At 38.5% G+C, this 19874-nt stretch carries 22 protein-coding genes; 19 read left to right on the plus strand and 3 right to left on the minus strand.

Going from position 1 to position 19874, the window contains the following annotated elements; all coding sequences use genetic code 11:
* The first annotated feature begins 6 nt into the window (after positions 1-6).
* Genes secY through rplQ form a run of 8 tightly spaced genes read left to right on the plus strand, consistent with a single transcriptional unit; the run spans position 7 to position 4758 of the window.
* Positions 7-1386: a preprotein translocase subunit SecY gene (secY, locus tag QE404_RS18490; protein ID WP_100076494.1), complete on the plus strand. Its 1380-nt coding sequence runs from the start codon at positions 7-9 to the stop codon at positions 1384-1386.
* Between the two features lie 3 nt (positions 1387-1389).
* Positions 1390-1605 carry a translation initiation factor IF-1 gene (gene infA, locus QE404_RS18495; protein WP_029297754.1) on the plus strand — a complete coding sequence of 72 codons (216 nt, stop codon included), beginning with the start codon at positions 1390-1392 and terminating at the stop codon, positions 1603-1605.
* 59 nt (positions 1606-1664) lie between these two features.
* Positions 1665-1781: a 50S ribosomal protein L36 gene (rpmJ, locus tag QE404_RS18500; protein WP_007839480.1), complete on the plus strand. Its 117-nt coding sequence runs from the start codon at positions 1665-1667 to the stop codon at positions 1779-1781.
* A 9-nt stretch (positions 1782-1790) separates the two neighbouring features.
* Positions 1791-2168: a 30S ribosomal protein S13 gene (gene rpsM / locus QE404_RS18505; protein ID WP_040993540.1), complete on the plus strand. Its 378-nt coding sequence runs from the start codon at positions 1791-1793 to the stop codon at positions 2166-2168.
* A 12-nt stretch (positions 2169-2180) separates the two neighbouring features.
* Positions 2181-2570, plus strand: a complete 390-nt coding sequence (rpsK, locus tag QE404_RS18510; RefSeq protein ID WP_002983263.1) for a 30S ribosomal protein S11 — start codon at positions 2181-2183, stop codon at positions 2568-2570.
* Between the two features lie 19 nt (positions 2571-2589).
* Positions 2590-3198, plus strand: coding sequence for a 30S ribosomal protein S4 (rpsD, locus tag QE404_RS18515; protein WP_100076496.1), 609 nt, complete (start codon positions 2590-2592; stop codon positions 3196-3198).
* 33 nt (positions 3199-3231) lie between these two features.
* Positions 3232-4227 carry a DNA-directed RNA polymerase subunit alpha gene (locus QE404_RS18520; RefSeq protein WP_307453038.1) on the plus strand — a complete coding sequence of 332 codons (996 nt, stop codon included), beginning with the start codon at positions 3232-3234 and terminating at the stop codon, positions 4225-4227.
* A gap of 6 nt (positions 4228-4233) precedes the next feature.
* Complete coding sequence (gene rplQ / locus QE404_RS18525; RefSeq protein ID WP_307453040.1) at positions 4234-4758, plus strand: 50S ribosomal protein L17; 525 nt, start codon at positions 4234-4236, stop codon at positions 4756-4758.
* 79 nt (positions 4759-4837) lie between these two features.
* Here rplQ and QE404_RS18530 read toward each other — a convergent pair whose 3' ends face one another.
* Positions 4838-5272: a hypothetical protein gene (locus QE404_RS18530; protein ID WP_307453042.1), complete on the minus strand. Its 435-nt coding sequence runs from the start codon at positions 5270-5272 to the stop codon at positions 4838-4840.
* A 399-nt stretch (positions 5273-5671) separates the two neighbouring features.
* On the opposite strand from QE404_RS18530, the gene eno reads away from it, so the two are divergent.
* Positions 5672-6964 (plus strand): phosphopyruvate hydratase, encoded by a 1293-nt coding sequence (gene eno / locus QE404_RS18535; RefSeq protein WP_307453044.1) that lies wholly within the window; start codon positions 5672-5674, stop codon positions 6962-6964.
* Between the two features lie 87 nt (positions 6965-7051).
* The gene (locus QE404_RS18540) at positions 7052-8338 is read left to right on the plus strand and encodes a citrate synthase (RefSeq protein ID WP_307453045.1); all 1287 of its coding nucleotides are present in this window, start codon (positions 7052-7054) and stop codon (positions 8336-8338) included.
* A gap of 65 nt (positions 8339-8403) precedes the next feature.
* Here the strand turns inward: QE404_RS18540 and QE404_RS18545 are convergent, their stop codons facing one another.
* A complete protein-coding gene (locus QE404_RS18545) occupies positions 8404-8571 on the minus strand; it encodes a hypothetical protein (RefSeq protein WP_307453047.1) in 168 nt (55 codons plus the stop codon).
* Between the two features lie 287 nt (positions 8572-8858).
* Between QE404_RS18545 and QE404_RS18550 the strand changes: the two genes are divergently transcribed.
* From QE404_RS18550 to QE404_RS18590, 9 genes are all read left to right on the plus strand, one after another.
* On the plus strand, positions 8859-9773 hold the full coding sequence (locus QE404_RS18550; protein ID WP_307453049.1) for a dimethylarginine dimethylaminohydrolase family protein: 915 nt from the start codon (positions 8859-8861) through the stop codon (positions 9771-9773).
* Positions 9774-9833: 60 nt separating this feature from the next.
* Positions 9834-10757, plus strand: coding sequence for a citrulline utilization hydrolase CtlX (ctlX, locus tag QE404_RS18555; protein ID WP_307453051.1), 924 nt, complete (start codon positions 9834-9836; stop codon positions 10755-10757).
* A 22-nt stretch (positions 10758-10779) separates the two neighbouring features.
* The gene (locus QE404_RS18560) at positions 10780-11139 is read left to right on the plus strand and encodes an S-adenosylmethionine decarboxylase family protein (protein WP_307453052.1); all 360 of its coding nucleotides are present in this window, start codon (positions 10780-10782) and stop codon (positions 11137-11139) included.
* 1 nt (position 11140) lies between these two features.
* A complete protein-coding gene (locus QE404_RS18565; RefSeq protein WP_307453053.1) occupies positions 11141-12607 on the plus strand; it encodes a DUF4178 domain-containing protein in 1467 nt (488 codons plus the stop codon).
* A gap of 209 nt (positions 12608-12816) precedes the next feature.
* Positions 12817-13032, plus strand: coding sequence for a DUF350 domain-containing protein (locus tag QE404_RS18570; RefSeq protein ID WP_307453056.1), 216 nt, complete (start codon positions 12817-12819; stop codon positions 13030-13032).
* Positions 13025-14539, plus strand: a complete 1515-nt coding sequence (locus QE404_RS18575; protein WP_307453058.1) for a polyamine aminopropyltransferase — start codon at positions 13025-13027, stop codon at positions 14537-14539. Before QE404_RS18570 ends, QE404_RS18575 begins: the two co-directional genes overlap by 8 nt.
* Positions 14540-14687: 148 nt before the next feature.
* Positions 14688-16106 (plus strand): NAD(P)-binding protein, encoded by a 1419-nt coding sequence (locus QE404_RS18580; RefSeq protein ID WP_307453060.1) that lies wholly within the window; start codon positions 14688-14690, stop codon positions 16104-16106.
* A complete protein-coding gene (locus QE404_RS18585; RefSeq protein WP_307453062.1) occupies positions 16103-17128 on the plus strand; it encodes a hypothetical protein in 1026 nt (341 codons plus the stop codon). The genes QE404_RS18580 and QE404_RS18585 overlap by 4 nt, the downstream gene beginning before the upstream one ends.
* 27 nt (positions 17129-17155) lie before the next feature.
* On the plus strand, positions 17156-18910 hold the full coding sequence (locus QE404_RS18590) for a discoidin domain-containing protein (protein WP_307453066.1): 1755 nt from the start codon (positions 17156-17158) through the stop codon (positions 18908-18910).
* Between the two features lie 110 nt (positions 18911-19020).
* Here QE404_RS18590 and QE404_RS18595 read toward each other — a convergent pair whose 3' ends face one another.
* The gene (locus QE404_RS18595) at positions 19021-19869 is read right to left on the minus strand and encodes an alpha/beta hydrolase (protein WP_307453068.1); all 849 of its coding nucleotides are present in this window, start codon (positions 19867-19869) and stop codon (positions 19021-19023) included.
* Between the last annotated feature and the right edge of the window lie 5 nt (positions 19870-19874).

Here is a 19874-nt window from a genome sequence, read left to right on the forward strand (position 1 = left end):
TTACTAATGAAAGAATTTATACAAACACTTAAAAATATTTGGAGTCTTAAAGAATTAAGAGAGAAAATTCTCTTTACTCTGGGGATTATCCTTGTGTATAGATTCGCATCTTATATCTCCCTTCCTGCAATTAACCTTGCAGAAGTGGGAGATCTCTTAGAGCATTATAAAAGTCAGGGCGGTAACAAGCAAGGAGCAGGTCTCCTTGGCTTGCTTTCGTCGTTTACGGGGGGAGCTTTCAGCCATGCTTCCGTAATGGCGTTAGGGATCATGCCTTATATTTCTGCTTCTATTATTGTTCAGTTGATGGGGATGGCTATTCCCTATCTTCAGAAGCTTCAGAAAGATGGAGAGTCAGGTAGAAATACATTGAATCAGATAACAAGATGGTTAACAATCGGAGTTTGTCTCGTACAGGCCCCTTCTTACTTAACTTCTATTACTCAATTATTCTTACCGTATACTCAGTTCCAGTCTGCATATTATGTAGAGCCAACTTCCATTATGTTCTGGCTGCCAAGTATTGTAATCCTGGTGGGCGGTTCAGTATTTGCCATGTGGCTTGGTGAAAAGATTACCGACAAAGGAATCGGGAATGGTATTTCCATCCTGATTATGGTAGGAATCTTGTCCAGGCTTCCGGAAGCATTTGTACAGGAGATGGCGGTTCAGAACGGAAAAGGAGGAATGGGATCTATCATGATCCTTATTGAAGTATTATTCTGGATGATTGTGGTTCTTTTGGCTGTGGTACTATCCGTGGCCGTAAGGAAGATTCCGATCCAGTATGTAAGCAGAGCTCAAGCAAGAGGAGGTGTTAACAGAAATCTTATGCAGGGAGCAAGACAGTGGATTCCACTCAAAGTAAACGCTGCCGGAGTTATGCCGATCATCTTTGCCCAGGCATTGATGTTCGTACCGGGGTTATTAACCAAAGTGGACGAGTCCAATACTTTTCTTGCAGGTTTCAAAAATGTTTTCAGCTGGCAGTACAATGTGCTGTTTGCGCTATTGATTATTATCTTTTCATTCTTCTATACTGCGATTACCATCCCGGTAAACCAGATGGCTGATGATCTGAAGAGAAACGGAGGTTTGGTACCGAAGGTAAGACCCGGTAAAGAGACCGCTGACTATTTAGATGACATTTTATCAAAAATTACCTTGCCGGGTGCAATATTTTTGTCTATCTTTGCAGTCCTTCCAGCAATTGTACATGGAAGCTTTGTTCAGACAGACGCCTTTGCCCTATTTTTCGGTGGTACATCACTGTTAATTATGGTGGGCGTAATTTTAGATACCGTTCAACAGATTAACACTTATCTGCTGAACCATCACTATGATGGCCTAATGCAGTCTAAATTGTCAAGAACCACTGGATATTAATTTATGGCGAAACAAAAACATATTGAACAAGACGGCGTTATTACGGAAGCACTTTCCAACGCCCAGTTCCGTGTAGAGCTGGAGAATGGGCATGTACTTATTGCTCATATTTCCGGTAAAATGAGAATGCATTATATTAAACTTTTACCTGGTGATAAGGTGAAACTAGAAATGTCTCCTTACGATTTATCCAAAGGGAGAATCACATTCAGATACTAAATGATTGCCAAATGGAATGTTGTTCCATTTGGCTATTATTGAAAAATAAATACGATCAAATGAAAGTTAGAGCATCAATTAAAAAAAGAAGTGCTGATTGCAAAATCGTACGCAGAAAAGGTGTATTGTTTGTAATCAACAAGAAGAACCCAAAATTTAAACAAAGACAAGGCTAACATTAAATTATGGCGAGAATTGCAGGTATTGATTTACCAAAAAACAAAAGAGGTGTTATCGGTTTAACTTACATCTACGGAGTAGGAAGAAGTACTTCTTCTGAAATCCTTAAAGCTGCCGGTATCAGCGAAGACAAGAAAGTCAACGAATGGAATGACGATGAATTGGCTGCCATCAGAACTTATATCTCTGAAAACATCAAAGTAGAAGGAGAATTAAGATCTGAAGTGCAATTGAACATCAAGCGATTGATGGACATAGGATGCCAACGAGGAATACGTCACAGACTAGGATTACCTTTAAGAGGCCAGAGAACGAAAAACAACTCTAGAACCCGAAAAGGAAAGAGAAAAACTGTTGCTAACAAGAAAAAAGCTAGTAAATAATCGTTAGGAATTATGGCAAAACAAACTAAAGTAGTTAAAAAAAGAAAAGTAAAAGTTGAAGCTATTGGTGAAGCGCATATTCAGGCTTCTTTCAATAACATCATCATTTCTTTAACAAATAAAAACGGAGAGGTTATCTCTTGGGCTTCTGCCGGTAAAATGGGTTTCAGAGGTTCTAAAAAGAATACTCCATTTGCTGCTCAAATGGCAGCTGAAAATTGCTCTGCTGTAGCTCACGAAGCTGGTTTAAGAAGAGTAAAGGTGTTTGTGAAAGGTCCGGGTGCAGGTAGAGAATCTGCAATCAGATCAATCCACAATTCAGGAATTGAAGTTAGCGAAATCATTGATGTGACGCCTATGCCGCACAATGGATGTAGACCACCAAAAAGAAGAAGAGTTTAATTTTTAGAATTTATCCATTATGGCAAGATATATTGGTCCTAAGACTAAGATTGCGAGAAAGTTTGGTGCTGCAATCTACGGAGACGACAAAAACTTCGAAAAAAGAAAAAACCAACCACCGGGACAACACGGTCCTAACAAAAGAAGAGGTGCTAAGAAATCTGAATACGCAGTTCAGTTAGCTGAAAAGCAAAAGGCTAAATATACATACGGGATCCTGGAAAGACAATTTGCTAACCTGTTTGAAAAAGCACACAGAAGCAAAGGGGTTACCGGTGAAGTTCTTTTGCAGCTTTGCGAATCCAGATTAGACAATGTAGTGTACAGATTCGGTTTTGCTAAAACAAGATCTGCTGCAAGACAATTGGTTTCTCACAGACACATTACTGTAAACGGTGAGATTCTGAACATCCCTTCTTATTTGGTTAAAGCAGGTGACGTAATCGCAGTAAGAGAAAAATCCAAGTCTCTTGAAGTGGTTGTGAATTCATTAGCTTCCAAGTCAAATTATGAGTGGTTACAATTCAACGATGAGAAGAAGGAAGGTACCTTCGTTTCTGCTCCTGAAAGAATCCAGATTCCGGAGGATATCAAGGAACAGCTTATCGTCGAACTTTACTCTAAATAATTTTTTAATCAAATTTTTGCTCAACCCAATAATATGGCAATTTTACAATTCATAAAACCCGATAAAGTAATTTTACTTAACTCTGATGAATTTAAAGGTCAATTCGAATTCAGACCTTTAGAACCAGGTTTCGGGCTTACAATCGGTAATGCTTTGAGAAGAGTGTTGCTTTCTTCTCTGGAAGGATATGCTATTTCATCTATCAAAATAGAAGGTGTAGAGCACGAATTTTCAACTATTCCAGGAGTAATCGAAGACGTTACCGAAATTATTCTTAACCTTAAGCAGGTAAGATTAAAAGCTGCAGCAGAAAGCCAGGCCAACGAGCAGGTAGTTGCTAAGGTTTCAGGTCAGACGGTTATTACTGCTGGAGATTTAGGGAAGTCAATCAACGGATTTGAGGTGCTTAACCCGGATTTAGTGATTTGTAACCTAAACAGTGATGTAACTTTCGAAATTACTTTCAATATAGAACAAGGAAGAGGGTATGTTCCTTCAGAACAGAATAAGTCAAATAACGCGCCGGTAGGTACCATCGCTATTGACTCTATTTTCACGCCTATCAAGAAAGTACAGTACAGCATTGAAAATTATCGTGTAGAGCAAAAAACAGACTACGAAAAACTTGTATTAGATATCGAAACTGATGGTTCCATCAGTCCTCAGAATGCTTTGACTGAAGCTTCCAAGATATTAATTTATCACTTCATGCTGTTCTCCGATGAGAGAATCACGCTTGAAACCGAAGCCGTAAAAGCATCCATCCAGTACGATGAAGAAACACTTCACACAAGACAGCTTCTTAAGTCTAAACTCGCAGACATGGATCTTTCCGTAAGAGCCCTGAACTGCCTGAAGGCTGCAGAAGTAGAAACTCTTGGAGAACTGGTTTCTTACAGTAAGTCTGATTTGATGAAATTCAGAAATTTTGGTAAAAAATCTTTGACAGAACTAGAAGAATTAGTGCATTCAAAAGGTCTAAACTTCGGTTTCGACGTTGCAAAATATAAGTTAGACGCTGATAAATAATTAATAATGAGACACGGTAAAAAATTCAATCACTTAGGAAGAACGGCTTCTCACAGAAGTGCTTTACTTTCTAATATGGCTTGTTCTCTAATTGAGCATAAAAGAATCAACACTACTGTAGCTAAAGCAAAAGCTTTAAGAGTATATGTTGAGCCCCTATTAACAAAAGCAAAAGAAGATACTACACACAACAGAAGAATTGTTTTTTCATATCTTCAGAATAAAGAGGCTGTTACTGAACTATTCAGATCAGTAGCTCCTAAAATCGCTGAAAGAAACGGTGGATATACAAGGATCATCAAAACTGGTTTCAGACCTGGTGATGCTGCGGATACTGCCCTTATTGAGCTGGTAGACTTCAATGAGCTTTACAATCCTAATGCGGAAGAGAAGAAGACAACAAGAAGAAGCAGAAGATCATCTACAGCTAAAAAAGAAACTGTAGCTGCTGAAGCTCCTGTAGTAGAAGAAAAAGCTGCTGAGCCAACGGCTGAAGCTGCTGATTCTACAGAAGAGAAGACTGAAGAATAATAATATTCTTTTCAGATATAAAAAACCATCCGTATTGCGGATGGTTTTTGTTTTAGTATGCTGTCTGATCCATGGACATTTATATTTTTGTTTTCTTCAGCTCAATGATATTATTTCCCTGTTCCAGATGAAGGCTGTCTCCTTTTACCCTGGCGGTCATGTCATCCTTTTTGTATATGGTCTCATCGCCTTTCGTTTCAGTCTTCTTTAGGGTAAATGTTTTTTTATTGCTGGTGATGGCTACCGTACTTTCCTTAGGATTATTTTCAAATACTACCTTTACAAGCGTTCCATCAGTCGCTTTATATACAAAATTGGTTTTTTCATCTTTTTTGCCGTCAACTTCCAGGGTTGAAGAACTCACTGTGGCAGAATCTATTTTACCATTGTTATCCGTAATGACGGTCGTTGAGCTGTCTTCTTTAATGATGCTCTTATTACCGCTTTCATTCTTTTTGCAACTGGTTAATACTAATGCTATGGCAGCAGCAGCTACGGTTAATCTTTTTTTCATGTTATCTATTATTAAAGTGAATAATTAATGTCCGGGAATTTTTATTAAATTTAGTAAAATCTGAAAACAAAACAATGGAAGCATAGCTAAATCTAAATGTTATCCGGATAAGACTCTATCGCTTTCATAAGTACAGGTTTACAATAATGATAGGCAGTCTGTAATACATTAATGCGGAACAATATTATATTGGATCAGCCCTGTACGAAATTTCACATGGTACAATTCCAGGATCAGATGCAGAATATACATAATGTTTAGTACTTTTACTTATACTCATAAGTACATCTATTTTAAAATTAACTAAAATTTAACTTACAATATTCCATAAATAGGCCCTGAAATAACCCGAAAATTTAAAAATTCACTAAATTTGTCCGAACTATAAAAAATAGAACAATGAGTTACATTTCTTACATAGAAGCGAGACAAATTTTGGATTCAAGAGGAAATCCTACAATAGAAGTAGATGTATTCACAGAAAGCGGTGCGATGGGTCGTGCTGCAGTACCTTCCGGAGCATCTACCGGAGAACATGAAGCGGTAGAACTGCGTGACGGCGGTTCGGAATGGATGGGAAAAGGGGTTTCTAAAGCTGTAGAAAATGTAAGAGAAATCATTGCTCCTGAATTGGTAGGCCTTCCTGTTTTTGATCAGAATCTTCTTGACCAGATCATGATCGACCTGGACGGATCCAAGAACAAAGGAAACCTTGGAGCTAATGCAATTCTTGGAGTATCATTAGCTGCTGCTAAAGCTGCTGCAACTGAGCTTAGAATGCCATTATACAAATATGTAGGAGGAGTAAATGCCAATACACTGCCGGTTCCTATGATGAATGTCATCAACGGAGGATCCCACTCAGATGCGCCAATCGCATTCCAGGAATTCATGATCATGCCGGTAAAAGCAGATTCCTTCTCTCATGCACTGAGAAAAGGGACTGAGATCTTCCACAACCTTAAATCCATTCTTCACTCAAGAGGTTTATCTACCGCAGTAGGTGATGAAGGTGGATTTGCACCAACATTCTCAGGAACAGAAGATGCTTTGGATACTTTGCTTCAGGCGATCGAGAAAGCAGGATACAAGCCGGGAGACGATATTATGTTAGCTCTTGACTGTGCCGCTTCCGAATTCTATAAAGACGGAATCTATGACTACAGAAAATTCCAGACCGCGGATGCAGCACAATTCTCAAGCAGCGAACAGGTTTCTTATTTAGCTGAACTGGCTGCAAAATACCCGATCATTTCTATTGAAGACGGTATGCAGGAAAACGATTGGGAAGGGTGGAAAATGCTGACAGATAAGATCGGTGACCGAGTACAGCTTGTAGGTGACGATTTATTCGTAACCAATGTGGAAAGATTGTCAAGAGGAGTAAACGAAGGAATTGCAAACTCCATTTTGGTTAAGGTAAACCAGATCGGGTCCCTTTCTGAAACAATGGCTGCCGTACAGATGGCTCAGCACAACAAGTTCACTTCCGTAATGTCCCACAGATCCGGTGAAACGGAAGATTCAACCATTGCAGACCTTGCGGTTGCAATGAACTGCGGACAGATCAAAACAGGATCTGCTTCGAGATCAGACAGGATGGCGAAATACAACCAATTGCTGAGAATTGAAGAGGCTTTAGGTGAAACAGCAGTGTTCCCCGGACTGGATGCTTTTAAAATCAAAAGATAAACAGATCGAATTTATAAATGACGGCAAGCGAAATTTTTTGTTTGCCGTATTTTGTAATAAGTAGTATATTTAGAAAAAAAATAAATAATGTCAGACAACAAAGTAATATTGAATTACGCTGGTAATTCATATGAATATCCCATCGTGGATAGTACTATCGGGGACAGAGGAATTGATATTTCAAAATTAAGAGACCAAACCGGTCTGATCACATTGGATCTGGGATATAAGAACACCGGAGCCACCATCAGCGAAATCACTTATTTAGACGGAGATCAGGGAGAGCTGTTTTACAGAGGATATCCTATTGAGCAGATTGCTGAAAAATCTAACTTTACAGAAGTAATGTACCTGTTACTCCAAGGTGAATTGCCAACCAAGGATCAGTACACTGCTTTTGAAAACAATATCAAAAAATATAATTCGGTTGCAGAGGAAATGAAGAAGATTATTGATGCTTTCCCACGCTCTGCACACCCTATGGGAGTTCTTTCTTCCATGACTTCTGCATTGACTGCTTTTAACCCTAAAGCGGTAAATGTAAACTCTAAAGAGGAAATGGATCATGCTGCCGAACTATTGATTGCCAAGTTTGCTCACCTGTGTGCATGGACATACAGAAAAACTCAGGGATTGCCTCTTAATCACGGAGATAACAGCCTGAACTATGTGGAGAACTTCTACAAAATGGCTTTCAGGCTTCCTAACCAGGAGTTTGAAGTGAATCCGGTTGTTGTGGACGCATTGGATAAACTGTTGATCCTTCATGCAGATCACGAACAGAACTGTTCTACTTCAACAGTAAGAATGGTAGGTTCTGCCCACACAGGTCTTTTTGCTTCCATCGCTTCAGGGGTTTCTGCGCTTTGGGGACCACTTCACGGTGGTGCCAACCAGGCTGTGATTGAAATGCTTGAGCTGATTGAGAAAGATGGTGGCGATGTTAACAAATGGGTTGCTAAAGCAAAAGATAAAAATGACAGCTTCCGTCTGATGGGCTTTGGTCACAGAGTATACAAGAACTTCGATCCTAGAGCAAAAATCATCAAAAAAGCGGCAGATGATATTCTGAATGCGCTGGGTATCCAGGACAAAGCTCTGGATATTGCAATGCAATTAGAAAAAGTTGCGCTTGAAGACGAATACTTCGTTGAAAGAAAACTATATCCTAACGTAGACTTCTATTCCGGAATTATCTACAGAGCATTGGGAATCCCTACAGAAATGTTTACCGTAATGTTTGCATTAGGAAGATTACCGGGATGGATTGCCCAATGGAAAGAAATGAGGCTGAAAGGAGATCCTATCGGAAGACCGAGACAGGTATATCAGGGGTCTCAGAAAAGAGATTACATCGATATTGCTAACAGATAATATTCTTATCATATACAAGAAAGGCTGCCCAACGGACAGCCTTCTTTTTTTTGCTAAAATTTTATTTAAGGACAATAACATTTCGTACAAGTCCAGACCGTACATTGCCCTGTTGCGTCATCATATTCGCAGCAACGTCTTCCCGGTGCTGCTGCTACACCACCTAAAATGGATTTCTGATGTGTTCTGTCTAATTTCTGTGCATTTTTAAGCACTTGGTTTTTTCTGTTCATAGCTTTTGGTTTTGATGTTAATGAAAAAATAATTCTCTTTGAACTATATCACTAATATATGAAAATAATCAATATGAAATTTTTTTTATTTTATGCTATGAAGATTATTATTAAAAATATCTGGAAACTCCTGATATGGAAGGGGAAAACAATACTTATTGAAGAATTCGCCGAAGTAAAAACTATGTAGATATATTTTACAGGATAAATCATTGAAATGCCGGTAAAATACAAAAGTTTTGTGGGTTCGGCCCTTTACTTATATTTGTATTTTGCATAAAATCTTTATGAAACTGAATATAAAAAATGAAACGGGGAGGCTGAAATCTGTTGTTTTAGGTCAGCCCAATTCAATGGGACCAGTCCCTGGTCTGGACGAAAGCTATGATGCTAAATCCTACTATTCCATCCAAAATAATATATATCCCAAAGAACAGGATATCATCAGCGAAATGAATGCTTTTGAGGCTGTACTCAAAAAATATGGTGTTGAAGTATTGCGCCCGAGTATTATAGAAAACTACAATCAGGTATTTGCAAGGGATGTGGCATTTGTGATTGATGATAAGATGATTATCTCCAATGTGATTGCAGACCGGGCAGATGAGCAGGATGCTTACCAGAAAGTTTTTGAAAAAGTGGCCTGGAGGAAAATCATCAACCTTCCGGAAACGGCTCACATCGAGGGTGGTGACGTCATTGTATGGGATGATTTCCTTTTTATCGGTACCTGCTTCAGTGAAGATTACCGAAGCTATAAAACGGCAAGAACCAACGAATATGCCATCGAAATCCTGAAAGAATACTTTCCCAAGAAAAGGATTATTGACCTTGAACTTAAGAAGAATGATAAGATCCCTTATGAGGGCATTTTACATCTGGACTGTACATTTAATCCGGTAGGAGAGGACAAATGCATCATTTATAAAAACGGATTTGTGGATGAAAGCGATTACCGTTTGATCATTGATATCTTCGGTGAAGAAAACTGCTTCCATATTAATGATGAAGAGATGTTTGAGATGTTTCCGAATATCTTTTCCATCGCGCCTGATGTAGTGGTTTCCGATCAGTCTTTTACCCGAATGAATGACTACCTCAGAAACGAATGGGGAATGACTGTGGAAGAAATCCCTTACCGTGAGATTTCAAAAATGGGGGGATTACTGAGATGTTCCACGATGCCATTGGTGAGAGAGTGATGTAATAAAACGAGAGTCAATCTTTTAATCTCTCAATTTTTCAATTTTTAAATCAAAAAAATGCAGACAACAGATACTGTACTCATGATAGAACCGATTGCCTTCGGTTTCAATGCGGAAACGGCAGAAAATAACTATTTTCAGGTAGAGCAGAAAGAATTGGATATCCAGGAAAAGGCATTGGCTGAATTCAGGACTTTTGCTGAAAAGCTCAGGAACAAGGGAATCAATGTAATTGCCATACAGGATACGGCAGATCCCCATACGCCCGATTCCATCTTTCCAAATAACTGGGTAAGTTTCCACCGGGACGGAAAAGTTGTCCTGTATCCGATGTTCGCAACCAACAGAAGAGTGGAAAGGCGAGAAGACATTATCGAAAGCATTAAAAGCCAGGGATTCCAGGTGACTGAAATCGATGATTGGTCTTTCCCTGAAATCCAGGGGCATTATCTGGAAGGAACCGGAAGTATGATTTTTGATCATGACCATAAAATTGCCTATGGCTCTGTTTCCCTGAGGCTTGATGAAGCCCTCTTCAGGGAATTCTGTGCGAAATATGGCTTTACGCCGGTGGTATTCCATTCTTATCAGACGGTAGGCTCCGAAAGGCTACCGATTTATCATACCAACGTAATGATGTGTGTCGCAGACCGGTTTGTGGTGATCTGCCTGGATTGTATCGATGATGAAATGGAAAGGGCTAAAGTTTCAGAAACCATTAAAAATTCAGGGAAGGAAATCATCGAAATCTCAGAAGACCAGATGCACCAGTTTGCCGGAAATATGCTTCAGGTACAAAATACGGATGGACAAAAATTTCTTGTTATGAGCGAAACTGCCTACAGGTCCTTAAGCCCGGATCAGGTTTCAGCGATTGAAAAATACTGTGAAATCATTTATGCAGATTTACATACCATTGAAGTGAACGGAGGAGGCAGCGCAAGATGCATGCTGGCCGAGGTATTCCTGCCGAAAAAATAATATATTTGCGAAAAATATTTCTTTGAAATCATTATCAAGCAAAGGATTACATATTCTTCTGACCTTGGAAACAGAGTCAGAAGAATTGTTATTAGACAGCAACAGCTTCCTCGAATTCATCCGTAAATTAGTACCGGAAAACGGAGCGGAGATCGTAGGTATAACCAATCACATTTTTGACAATAAAAGCTTCACATCAGCAGTTTGCCTCAAGGAATCTCATTTATGTATTCATACATGGCCTGAGTTTAAGCAGCTTACATTTGATGTTTTTCTCTGTAATTATATTCAGGATAATACTGAAAAAGTAGAAAGGATTGCCGATCTGGTGACGGCATATTTTAATGGAGTAACCATTCATAAACATAAAATTTACAGATAATATGCATTACATCTGCCCTGTCTGCAAAACAGAAAACAGGTATGAGGTTACCTTTGATGCAGTGGAATACATCTGTAGGTCATGCTCCAATATTATTGATATACAAAAAAATATTCCTACCAAAGTAGTGACAAAACCTATTATGGCGGTGGTATTGGAAATAGGCCAGAAAGGAGCTATGGATGGAGTAGAATATATAGTTACCGGAATAATTATCCGTAAATATGGATTAAACGTTTATTGGCGTGAATACTATTTAAAAGACCGTGAAGGAAAAGATGCCTTTCTGAGTGAAAGTGATGGGCATTGGGTATTCCTTCACCCGATTCAACTTACAGAGATCAAAAAAGATAGCAGCAGAAAAATAGCTGAATGGTCCGGCCGCAAATATAGATGGTACGAAACCACGCAATGCCATATTCACGCAGCTGCCGGAATATTTGATCAGCGGCTTTATTTTGCGATTGCTACTTATAAAGAATATGTGAATGGGGTAAATATGATTTCTCATGAACAATCGGGAAGCAGCAATGAATTTTTTTCCGGAAAGCATATTTCAAGATTTCGGGTAAAAAAAGCATTTAAAATCTCTTCACTTCCCAATTATTCTGGAATAGGAATAGTTCAGCCGTTCTATATCAATTTCAGGCAGTGCATTAATATTTTTGCGTTTTTTGCCCTGTTCATTTGTTTTATCCAGTTTTATGTGGTGGCTACCAGGTCGAATGAAATAATATTTGAACAGAACATCAGTTTTAAGGATGTAAAAGAGAAAGAATTGGTCAGTAAAACTTTTCACCTGAAAGGGGGTTCTGCACCTCTTAAAGTATATCTTTTTTCTGAAGTTGATAATTCATGGGCAAGTGTGGGATTGAGCCTAGTAAACGAAGGAAACAATGAAATCATCTATACATCTAAAGATATCGAAGAATATCACGGATATGAAGATGGTGAAAGCTGGAGTGAAGGTGGTAAAAACGAAGAGTTTAATTTCTGTGGCATAGCACCGGGAAGATACCATTTCCTGATTTCGGCAGAAAGGCAAGAACCTATCGAGTCGTCTTTGCCTGCAGGCTTTACGACATCAGATAATAAATTGTCTTTAAGAAGGAATGAATATGGAATTATTACAGTTACAGATAATAATTCCCTGGAAAAGATGACTTTTTCAAATGCTGATATTTTAGCTAAAGATTCTTCTTCAACTATAGGCAAACTCACTCATGAAACTTTTTATAAAAAAAATATTGACTCATTGCTTAATGCCAATTTGATTTCTACAAGCTCTGTAAATGATACGAATCGTTCTGTAAAGGTTACTGCAAAATGGCTTCCTGTTTCTTTTTGGAATTTCGGAATCGTGCTCATGCTTATTGTAACATTTGTCATTATATGTTTTTTCGGAAGAAGAACATTTGAAAAATATAAATGGAAAAACAGCTCTAATTCACCATATCCAGAATCATAATAATGAAAAAGATAGCTCAATACATCAAAGAGAACTGGCTGTTATGTACTATAGGAGCCTTTTTCCTAAGCTTGTTCGTATATCTCACATTTAGTGGGAATCAATTATGCGACTGTGCTAAAACAGAACATTACCGTGACGGTACAGTTAGAGGCCATTCTTCCAGGGCTGGCTTTTATGGATCAAGATATTATCACAAATAAATAGTTATGGAGCAAATTTATTTTTTACCTATTATCAACTCAGTACTATATTCCTTTTTAGGAATTGCCATACTGCTGGTGTGTTATTTTATTATTGAAAAACTGACTCCGGAAAAAACATGGTATGAGATTGCGCACAATAAAAATGTGGCCTTGGCCATTATTTTCGGTGCGTTCATCATAGGTATTTCCATCATTATAAGTGCTGCTATTCATGGATAAGAACAGGATTCCTTTGGAATTATTACTGCTGTTTTCCGTATTTGTGATTGCTACCTGCGGTCTTATTTATGAATTGGTGGCCGGTGCATTGGCAAGTTATCTGCTAGGAGATTCCGTGAAACAGTTTTCATTCATAATTGGAGTATATCTCTTCTCAATGGGCGTGGGCTCTTATCTTTCCAAATACATTAAGGGAAATCTTATTGATAAATTTGTGGAGATTGAAATCCTGGTAGGTATTGTTGGTGGGATCAGTGCTGTGGTTTTATTTATTCTTTTCAATACACTTTCTCATTTTGAAGGAGTCTTATACCTATTTGTTTTTTGTACGGGATGTCTGGTAGGAGTAGAAATCCCGCTTCTTATGAATATTCTCAAAGATAGGGTGCAGTTTAAAGACTTGGTATCCAACGTTTTCGCTTTCGATTATATCGGAGCATTGCTGGCCTCGATCCTGTTTCCTTTGGTGCTCATTCCTCATCTGGGAATTGTAAAAACACCTTTGTTTTTTGGGCTAATCAATATTTCTATTGCTATATTTTTATGTTTTTATCTGAAGAGAGAACTTTCTAGTCCGGTTTCCTTAAAATTTAAAGCCATTGGCGCTTTCCTTTTATTGCTTGTATTGTTCATTTTTTCAGATAGACTTTTATCTTATTCAGAGGAAAAGCTGTATGGTGAGAATATAATATTTACGAAAAGTTCCCCGTATCAGAGAATTGTTCTGACCCGGAACAACAGAGAATTCAGGCTTTACCTGAATAATAATCTGCAATTTTCATCTACTGATGAATACAGATATCACGAAGCGTTGGTGCATCCTGCATTATCTATGGCCCGAAACATTCGCAATATTCTGGTTCTGGGTGGAGGTGACGGATTTGCCGTTCGCGAACTTTTAAAATACAGAGATGTAAGACATATCACGCTGGTGGATCTGGATGAGCAAATGACAAGTTTTTTTAAAAATAATGAAACGATGCGAAGGCTGAATCAGAATTCATTATCAGATCCAAAAGTGGCTATCATTAATAAAGATGCTTATATCTGGGTGAAGGAGAACAAGCAGAAATGGGATGTGATCATAATAGATTTTCCGGATCCTTCCAATTATAGCTTGGGAAAACTTTACTCACAACAGTTTTACAAAGAACTTGAAAAACTGACCACTCCGGATACCAAAATTGTTATACAGACCACTTCTCCCTACTTTGCACCAAAATCTTTCTGGTGCATTGAAAAAACGGTTCATCAGGTATTTCCTTTTACTGATGCCTATCATACCTATGTTCCTTCATTCGGTGAATGGGGATTTACATTAGCATCATTTAAGCCTTTAAACCAAAAGTTATATAGGAAGCTTCCTAATCTTAAATTTTATGATTATAACTTTCATCAATGGACATACTTCACCAAAGATATGAAAGCTGATGATATAGAAGTCAATCGTTTAGATAATCAGATATTAGTACGTTATTTTGATGAAGAATGGGGTAAAGTACAGTAGGAAAAGCTTTCTGAGGATCATTTTCTTTGGCAGTCTTATGCTTCCTTTTCTGCAGTATTGCAGTACAAAGGCAAAATCACTATTATTAAAAATCACTGGAACCAATCATATTTTGGGACATCGGCTTTGGGCTAAAGATTTTCCGGCAGTGTCAGAAGAAATCTATATTCGTTATCTTATCGTAGGAGGTGGCATATCAGGACTTTCAGCATGCAGGTTTTTTCATCAGAACGGCCAGGATGAATACATGCTTTTGGAAATGGAAAATCATTTAGGAGGTAATTCTTCCAATGGACAAAACGAATATTCAAAATTCCCGTTAGGTGCCCACTATCTTCCTTTGCCTAATAAAGAAAATACAGAAATCATTCAATTCCTGAAAGAATGTGGAATTTATCAGAGTGATGATGACCAGGGTGAGCCGGTATTAGATGAATACCAGATGACTTTTCCACAGCAGGAAAGGCTTTTTTACAAAAATATTTGGCAGAATGATCTTGTACCGCAATCTGGACTTTCTCAGGCTGTAAAAAATGAGATCAATCGTTTTTTCAGCATGATGGATAACTACCGGACCAAAAAAGATGCTGAAGGTAAATATTGGTTCGCTATTCCACTGGAAGATTCGTCAAAAGAACCCGATCCGATGAAGCTCGAAACAATTTACTTTAGGGATTATCTGGAAAATGAAGGCTTCAAGTCAGAAGAATTGCTTTGGCTGCTTGATTACTCATGTAGGGATGATTACGGTTTAGGGATTGATTATGTTTCAGCCTGGGCTGGAATACATTATTTTGCAGGGCGAAAGAATAACTGGAGTAAAGGGTACAAAGAACAGGTTTTTACCTGGCCTGAAGGAAATGCCAGGCTTGCAGAACATTTATCACGCTATACAAAGGGAAAACATTTAATTGGGCATTTAGTTTATGATATAAAAATAAACGAAGGTTCTGTTGAGGTTTTGAGTTTTGACAGCACTCAGCAAAAAACAAAAAAAATTGTGGCTGAAAAAGTACTGATGGCAACACCTCAGTTTGTAAATAGCAGGATCCTAAATAAGAAGCAGAACCCCTCTTTCCATTATGTTCCATGGTTATTGACAACAATTATACTGAAAAATGAATTCGGAGGTGATAATGAATTGGCCTGGGATAATGTGATTTATGGTTCAGAGGGATTAGGGTATATTTATGATCAGCACCAAAGTGTGGAACAGATTATGGGAGGAAAAGTCATTACTTATTACAGAAGTTTTTCCACAGCGGATTGTAGGAAAGCAAGGAAAAAATTGTATTCTATGAAGGATGCAGAGCTGAAAAATCTTGTATTGGAAGACCTTAAAAAAGCCCATCCGGAGATTGAGAAATTTGTTATCGAAATGCAGTTTCACAAAATAGGTCACGCGATGATTGCCCCTGTTCCCGGTCAGATTTTTGGTACTCATACCCGTGAGGCAAGGAAACCTTTGGAAGGAAAAGTATTTTTTGCCCACAGTGATCTCTCCGGAATTTCTATTTTTGAAGAATCTTTCTACCAGGGCCTCCGAGCAGCCCAGGAAATGCTATGAAACAACCCTGGATCCATAATGCTAAAACGGATAGCTGGATGATTCTTTCACCACCTTTCCTTATATTGCTGGTTATTTTTCTCTTCCAGAAATCAATTCAGGAGCTTGAAAGTTACTATTCATTTTATACCTGGCTTTTACTAATTGTATTTGTAGATGTTGCGCATGTGTATTCTACCTTGTTTAAAACGTATTTCAATAAAGAAGAGGTTCGGAGAAGAAGGCTTTTGTATTGGGGAATGCCGTTATTGAGCTGGCTATTGGGGATATTGCTTTATCAGTTCGGGAGCCTTATATTCTGGTCGGGCCTTGCATTAATTGCCGTATTTCATTTCATCAGACAGCAATATGGTTTTATGCGGATCTATGCCCGGTTTGAACCGGCAGGCTGGAACAAAAAAATAGATGGTATAGCTGTCTATGCGGCAACCATCTATCCAATGTTATATTGGTTTAGCACTCCCAGAGCATTCAACTGGTTCGTTTCAAATGAATTCCATTGGTTTAAAAATTTATCAGGAGTCCTGCCCTATTTTACAGGCCTATACAATAGCATTTTACTCTTATGGATATTTACAACTGTTAAGAGCAGTATCAATAAAGGCTGTTGGAATATTCCTAAAATAGCTTTAATTACAGGAACTTATCTGTCCTGGTATTTTGGTATCATATATTTTAATAGTGATGTGATATTCACTCTTCTTAATGTAATCTCGCATGGAGTACCTTACATTGCTTTAATCTATATAAGGGAAATATATCAGAAAGAAATTCCACGAACCCACAGGCTTTCTCTATTTAAAAGATCTTTTGGGATTATTCTCTTTATCCTAATTATCATAGGATGTGCTTTTTTCGAAGAACTTCTTTGGGAAGTGCTGGTCTGGAAAGAACACATTTCTTTCGGATTGATTTCTTTGGGATATCTTTTCCCATTTTTGGTTCCTTTACTTGCTGTTCCTCAGCTTACCCATTATTTGTTGGATGGATTTATATGGAAAAAACCGAAAAAAGTTGTCTAAATTTGTGTTCAACGTAAAACAATGAGGATGTATAAATACTTTTTTTCTTTAATGGTTTTGTTAAGCATGTTTATTAGTGCCCAGCAAAAAACATTTTGTAACCCCATCAATATCGATTATGGTTACACTCCTTTCGAAGTATTTTCAAAACAGGGAAAACATCGGGCTACTGCAGATCCGGTGATTGTCAATTTTAAAAGTAAACTCTTCCTGTTTTCTACCAATCAGGAAGGCTACTGGTACAGTGATGATATGCTGGACTGGAAATTCGTAAAAAGGAAATTCCTGAGGGATAATAAATACATCCACGACCTTAATGCTCCCGCGGTGTGGAAAATGAAGGATACTTTATATGTTTTCGGTTCTACCTGGGAACAGGATTTCCCGATCTGGAAAAGTACGAATCCTACCAAAGACGATTGGAAAATCGCTGTTGATACTTTAAAAGTAGGAGCCTGGGATCCTGCTTTCCATTATGACGAAGATAAAAACAAGCTGTATCTGTATTGGGGATCCAGTAATGAATGGCCTTTGTTAGGAACAGAAGTGAAAGTAAAAACTTTGCAGTCTGAAGGTTTTGTAAAACCCATCGTGAAATTAAAACCTGAAGACCATGGATGGGAAAGATTCGGGGAATATAACGACAATGTATTCCTGCAGCCATTTGTAGAGGGAGCATGGATGACGAAACACAACGGCAAATACTATATGCAGTATGGTGCCCCCGCTACCGAATTCAGCGGCTATTCGGATGGGGTGTATGTCAGCAAGAATCCTCTGGAGGGATTTGAATATCAGCAGCACAATCCGTTTTCCTATAAACCCGGAGGTTTTGCCAGAGGAGCGGGGCATGGAGCCACCTTTGAGGACAACTATAAAAACTGGTGGCATATTTCAACCATTTTTATATCTACGAAAAATAATTTTGAAAGAAGGCTGGGCATCTGGCCGGCAGGATTCGACAAGGATGATGTGATGTATTGCAATACGGCCTACGGCGATTATCCTACTTTCCTGCCGCAATATGCTCAAGGAAAGGATTTTTCTAAAGGATTATTTGCAGGTTGGATGTTATTGAACTACAATAAGCCGGTGCAGGTATCATCTACTTTAGGAGGCTACCAACCCAATTATGCTGTGGATGAAGATATAAAAACCTACTGGAGTGCAAAAACGGGTGATAAAGGGGAATGGTTTCAGACGGATTTGGGAGAAATTTCCACCATCAATGCGATTCAGATTAACTATGCTGATCAGGATGCAGAATTTATGGGCAAGACATTTGGAAAGATGCATCAGTATAAAATCTACGGTTCCGATGACGGAAGAAAATGGAAGGTCATTGTGGATAAAAGCAAAAATACAAAAGATATCCCGCATGATTATGTAGAGCTCGAAAAGCCAGTACAGGCCCGGTACCTGAAAATGGAAAACCTGAAAATGCCAACCGGAAAATTTGCATTAAGCGGATTCAGGGTTTTTGGAAAAGGATCTGGTGCAGTTCCGGCTAAAGTACATAATTTTGTTCCTCTCCGGGCAGACCCGAAAAAATACGGAGAGCGGAGAAGCATCTGGATGAAATGGCAGCAAAATCCTGATGCAGACGGCTATGTAATCTATTGGGGCAAATCCCCGGATAAAATGTATGGAAGCATCATGGTGTACGGAAAAAATGAATATTTCTTTACCGGTGCTGACCGTACCGATGCCTATTATTTCCAGATTGAAGCATTCAACGCCAATGGGATTTCCGAGCGTACGGAGATTGTGAAATCGGAATAAGTAATATTATTGACCGGAAAATAGAGTCAAACTTATAAACCATCGCCAAAAGTGATGGTTTTCTTTTATAAGATTCTGTTCTGCCTGGTAATATTTAGTATGAATCTAACTTAAAGTTTCTTCAAAAAATCCTCTATCTTCCCGATTAGGAATTTTCCATTCTCATTCTGGTACCAATCCGAGTGGCCTCCGGTAAATTCATAGGACTCATGGAGAACTTTATTTTTGCTAAGAGCAGAATCCAGGATGGATTTTTGCGTAACAGGAACTACCTGGTCGTTGATTCCGTAATAGGAAAGGGTAGGAGCAGAATGATTGTTGATCCATGCTATAGGACTGGCAAATATCATCTGTGATGCAGAGGTATATTTTGGATCCACAAGATGGCTTTTAAGAAAGGAATAATCATCATAGCGTTTAAAACCCGGATCAGACAGATCAGCAGGGCCGACAATATTGATAACTGCTTTTACTTTTTTATTGCGATCAAACTTGTAGGCATACAGCATGGAAAGATGGCCTCCCGCACTGTTTCCAAGAAGGATCAACCTTGGCTGGAACTTCAATGTCTTCTCCAGGTAGTGCATCGCACTTCTGATATCTTCAATCTGATTAGGCAATGCATACCTTGATGTTGAGGCAAGCCTGTAATTGATATTGGCAAAAACTGAATGCGGAAATTTCTGCATCATGGACAGTGTGAAAAATGTCAGCTCAGACTTATTGCCGCCACGCCAGCCACCGCCATGGATGATTATAAATACATCTCTGTCTTTATGAGAGTGCTCTTCCGGAATATACAGATCCATGGTAAGTTCCGGATTCCTGTTTTCATCATACAGAACATTCTCTTTTTTTATAAATGAGGCATCACTACCCGGTGTTATCTTGTTGTCCTTACAACTGATTTGAAAAGCTGCCAGAACAAATCCGATCATAAAAATGATATTTCTTTCCATACTCT

The sequence above is a fragment of the Chryseobacterium camelliae genome (assembly GCF_030818575.1).
GTDB classification, from domain to species: Bacteria; Bacteroidota; Bacteroidia; order Flavobacteriales; family Weeksellaceae; genus Chryseobacterium; species Chryseobacterium camelliae_A.

Coding starts and splice junctions, on each gene's coding strand:
- QE404_RS18595 (WP_307453068.1), bottom strand. CDS start 19,869: ATGGAAAGAAATATCATTTTTATGATCGGATTTGTTCTGGCAGCTTTT.
- rpsM (WP_040993540.1), top strand. CDS start 1,791: ATGGCGAGAATTGCAGGTATTGATTTACCAAAAAACAAAAGAGGTGTT.
- QE404_RS18590 (WP_307453066.1), top strand. CDS start 17,156: ATGTATAAATACTTTTTTTCTTTAATGGTTTTGTTAAGCATGTTTATT.
- QE404_RS18575 (WP_307453058.1), top strand. CDS start 13,025: ATGGATAAGAACAGGATTCCTTTGGAATTATTACTGCTGTTTTCCGTA.
- QE404_RS18570 (WP_307453056.1), top strand. CDS start 12,817: ATGGAGCAAATTTATTTTTTACCTATTATCAACTCAGTACTATATTCC.
- rplQ (WP_307453040.1), top strand. CDS start 4,234: ATGAGACACGGTAAAAAATTCAATCACTTAGGAAGAACGGCTTCTCAC.
- QE404_RS18565 (WP_307453053.1), top strand. CDS start 11,141: ATGCATTACATCTGCCCTGTCTGCAAAACAGAAAACAGGTATGAGGTT.
- secY (WP_100076494.1), top strand. CDS start 7: ATGAAAGAATTTATACAAACACTTAAAAATATTTGGAGTCTTAAAGAA.
- QE404_RS18585 (WP_307453062.1), top strand. CDS start 16,103: ATGAAACAACCCTGGATCCATAATGCTAAAACGGATAGCTGGATGATT.
- rpmJ (WP_007839480.1), top strand. CDS start 1,665: ATGAAAGTTAGAGCATCAATTAAAAAAAGAAGTGCTGATTGCAAAATC.
- eno (WP_307453044.1), top strand. CDS start 5,672: ATGAGTTACATTTCTTACATAGAAGCGAGACAAATTTTGGATTCAAGA.
- QE404_RS18530 (WP_307453042.1), bottom strand. CDS start 5,272: ATGAAAAAAAGATTAACCGTAGCTGCTGCTGCCATAGCATTAGTATTA.
- rpsD (WP_100076496.1), top strand. CDS start 2,590: ATGGCAAGATATATTGGTCCTAAGACTAAGATTGCGAGAAAGTTTGGT.
- ctlX (WP_307453051.1), top strand. CDS start 9,834: ATGCAGACAACAGATACTGTACTCATGATAGAACCGATTGCCTTCGGT.
- QE404_RS18550 (WP_307453049.1), top strand. CDS start 8,859: ATGAAACTGAATATAAAAAATGAAACGGGGAGGCTGAAATCTGTTGTT.
- QE404_RS18540 (WP_307453045.1), top strand. CDS start 7,052: ATGTCAGACAACAAAGTAATATTGAATTACGCTGGTAATTCATATGAA.
- infA (WP_029297754.1), top strand. CDS start 1,390: ATGGCGAAACAAAAACATATTGAACAAGACGGCGTTATTACGGAAGCA.
- QE404_RS18545 (WP_307453047.1), bottom strand. CDS start 8,571: ATGAACAGAAAAAACCAAGTGCTTAAAAATGCACAGAAATTAGACAGA.
- QE404_RS18520 (WP_307453038.1), top strand. CDS start 3,232: ATGGCAATTTTACAATTCATAAAACCCGATAAAGTAATTTTACTTAAC.
- rpsK (WP_002983263.1), top strand. CDS start 2,181: ATGGCAAAACAAACTAAAGTAGTTAAAAAAAGAAAAGTAAAAGTTGAA.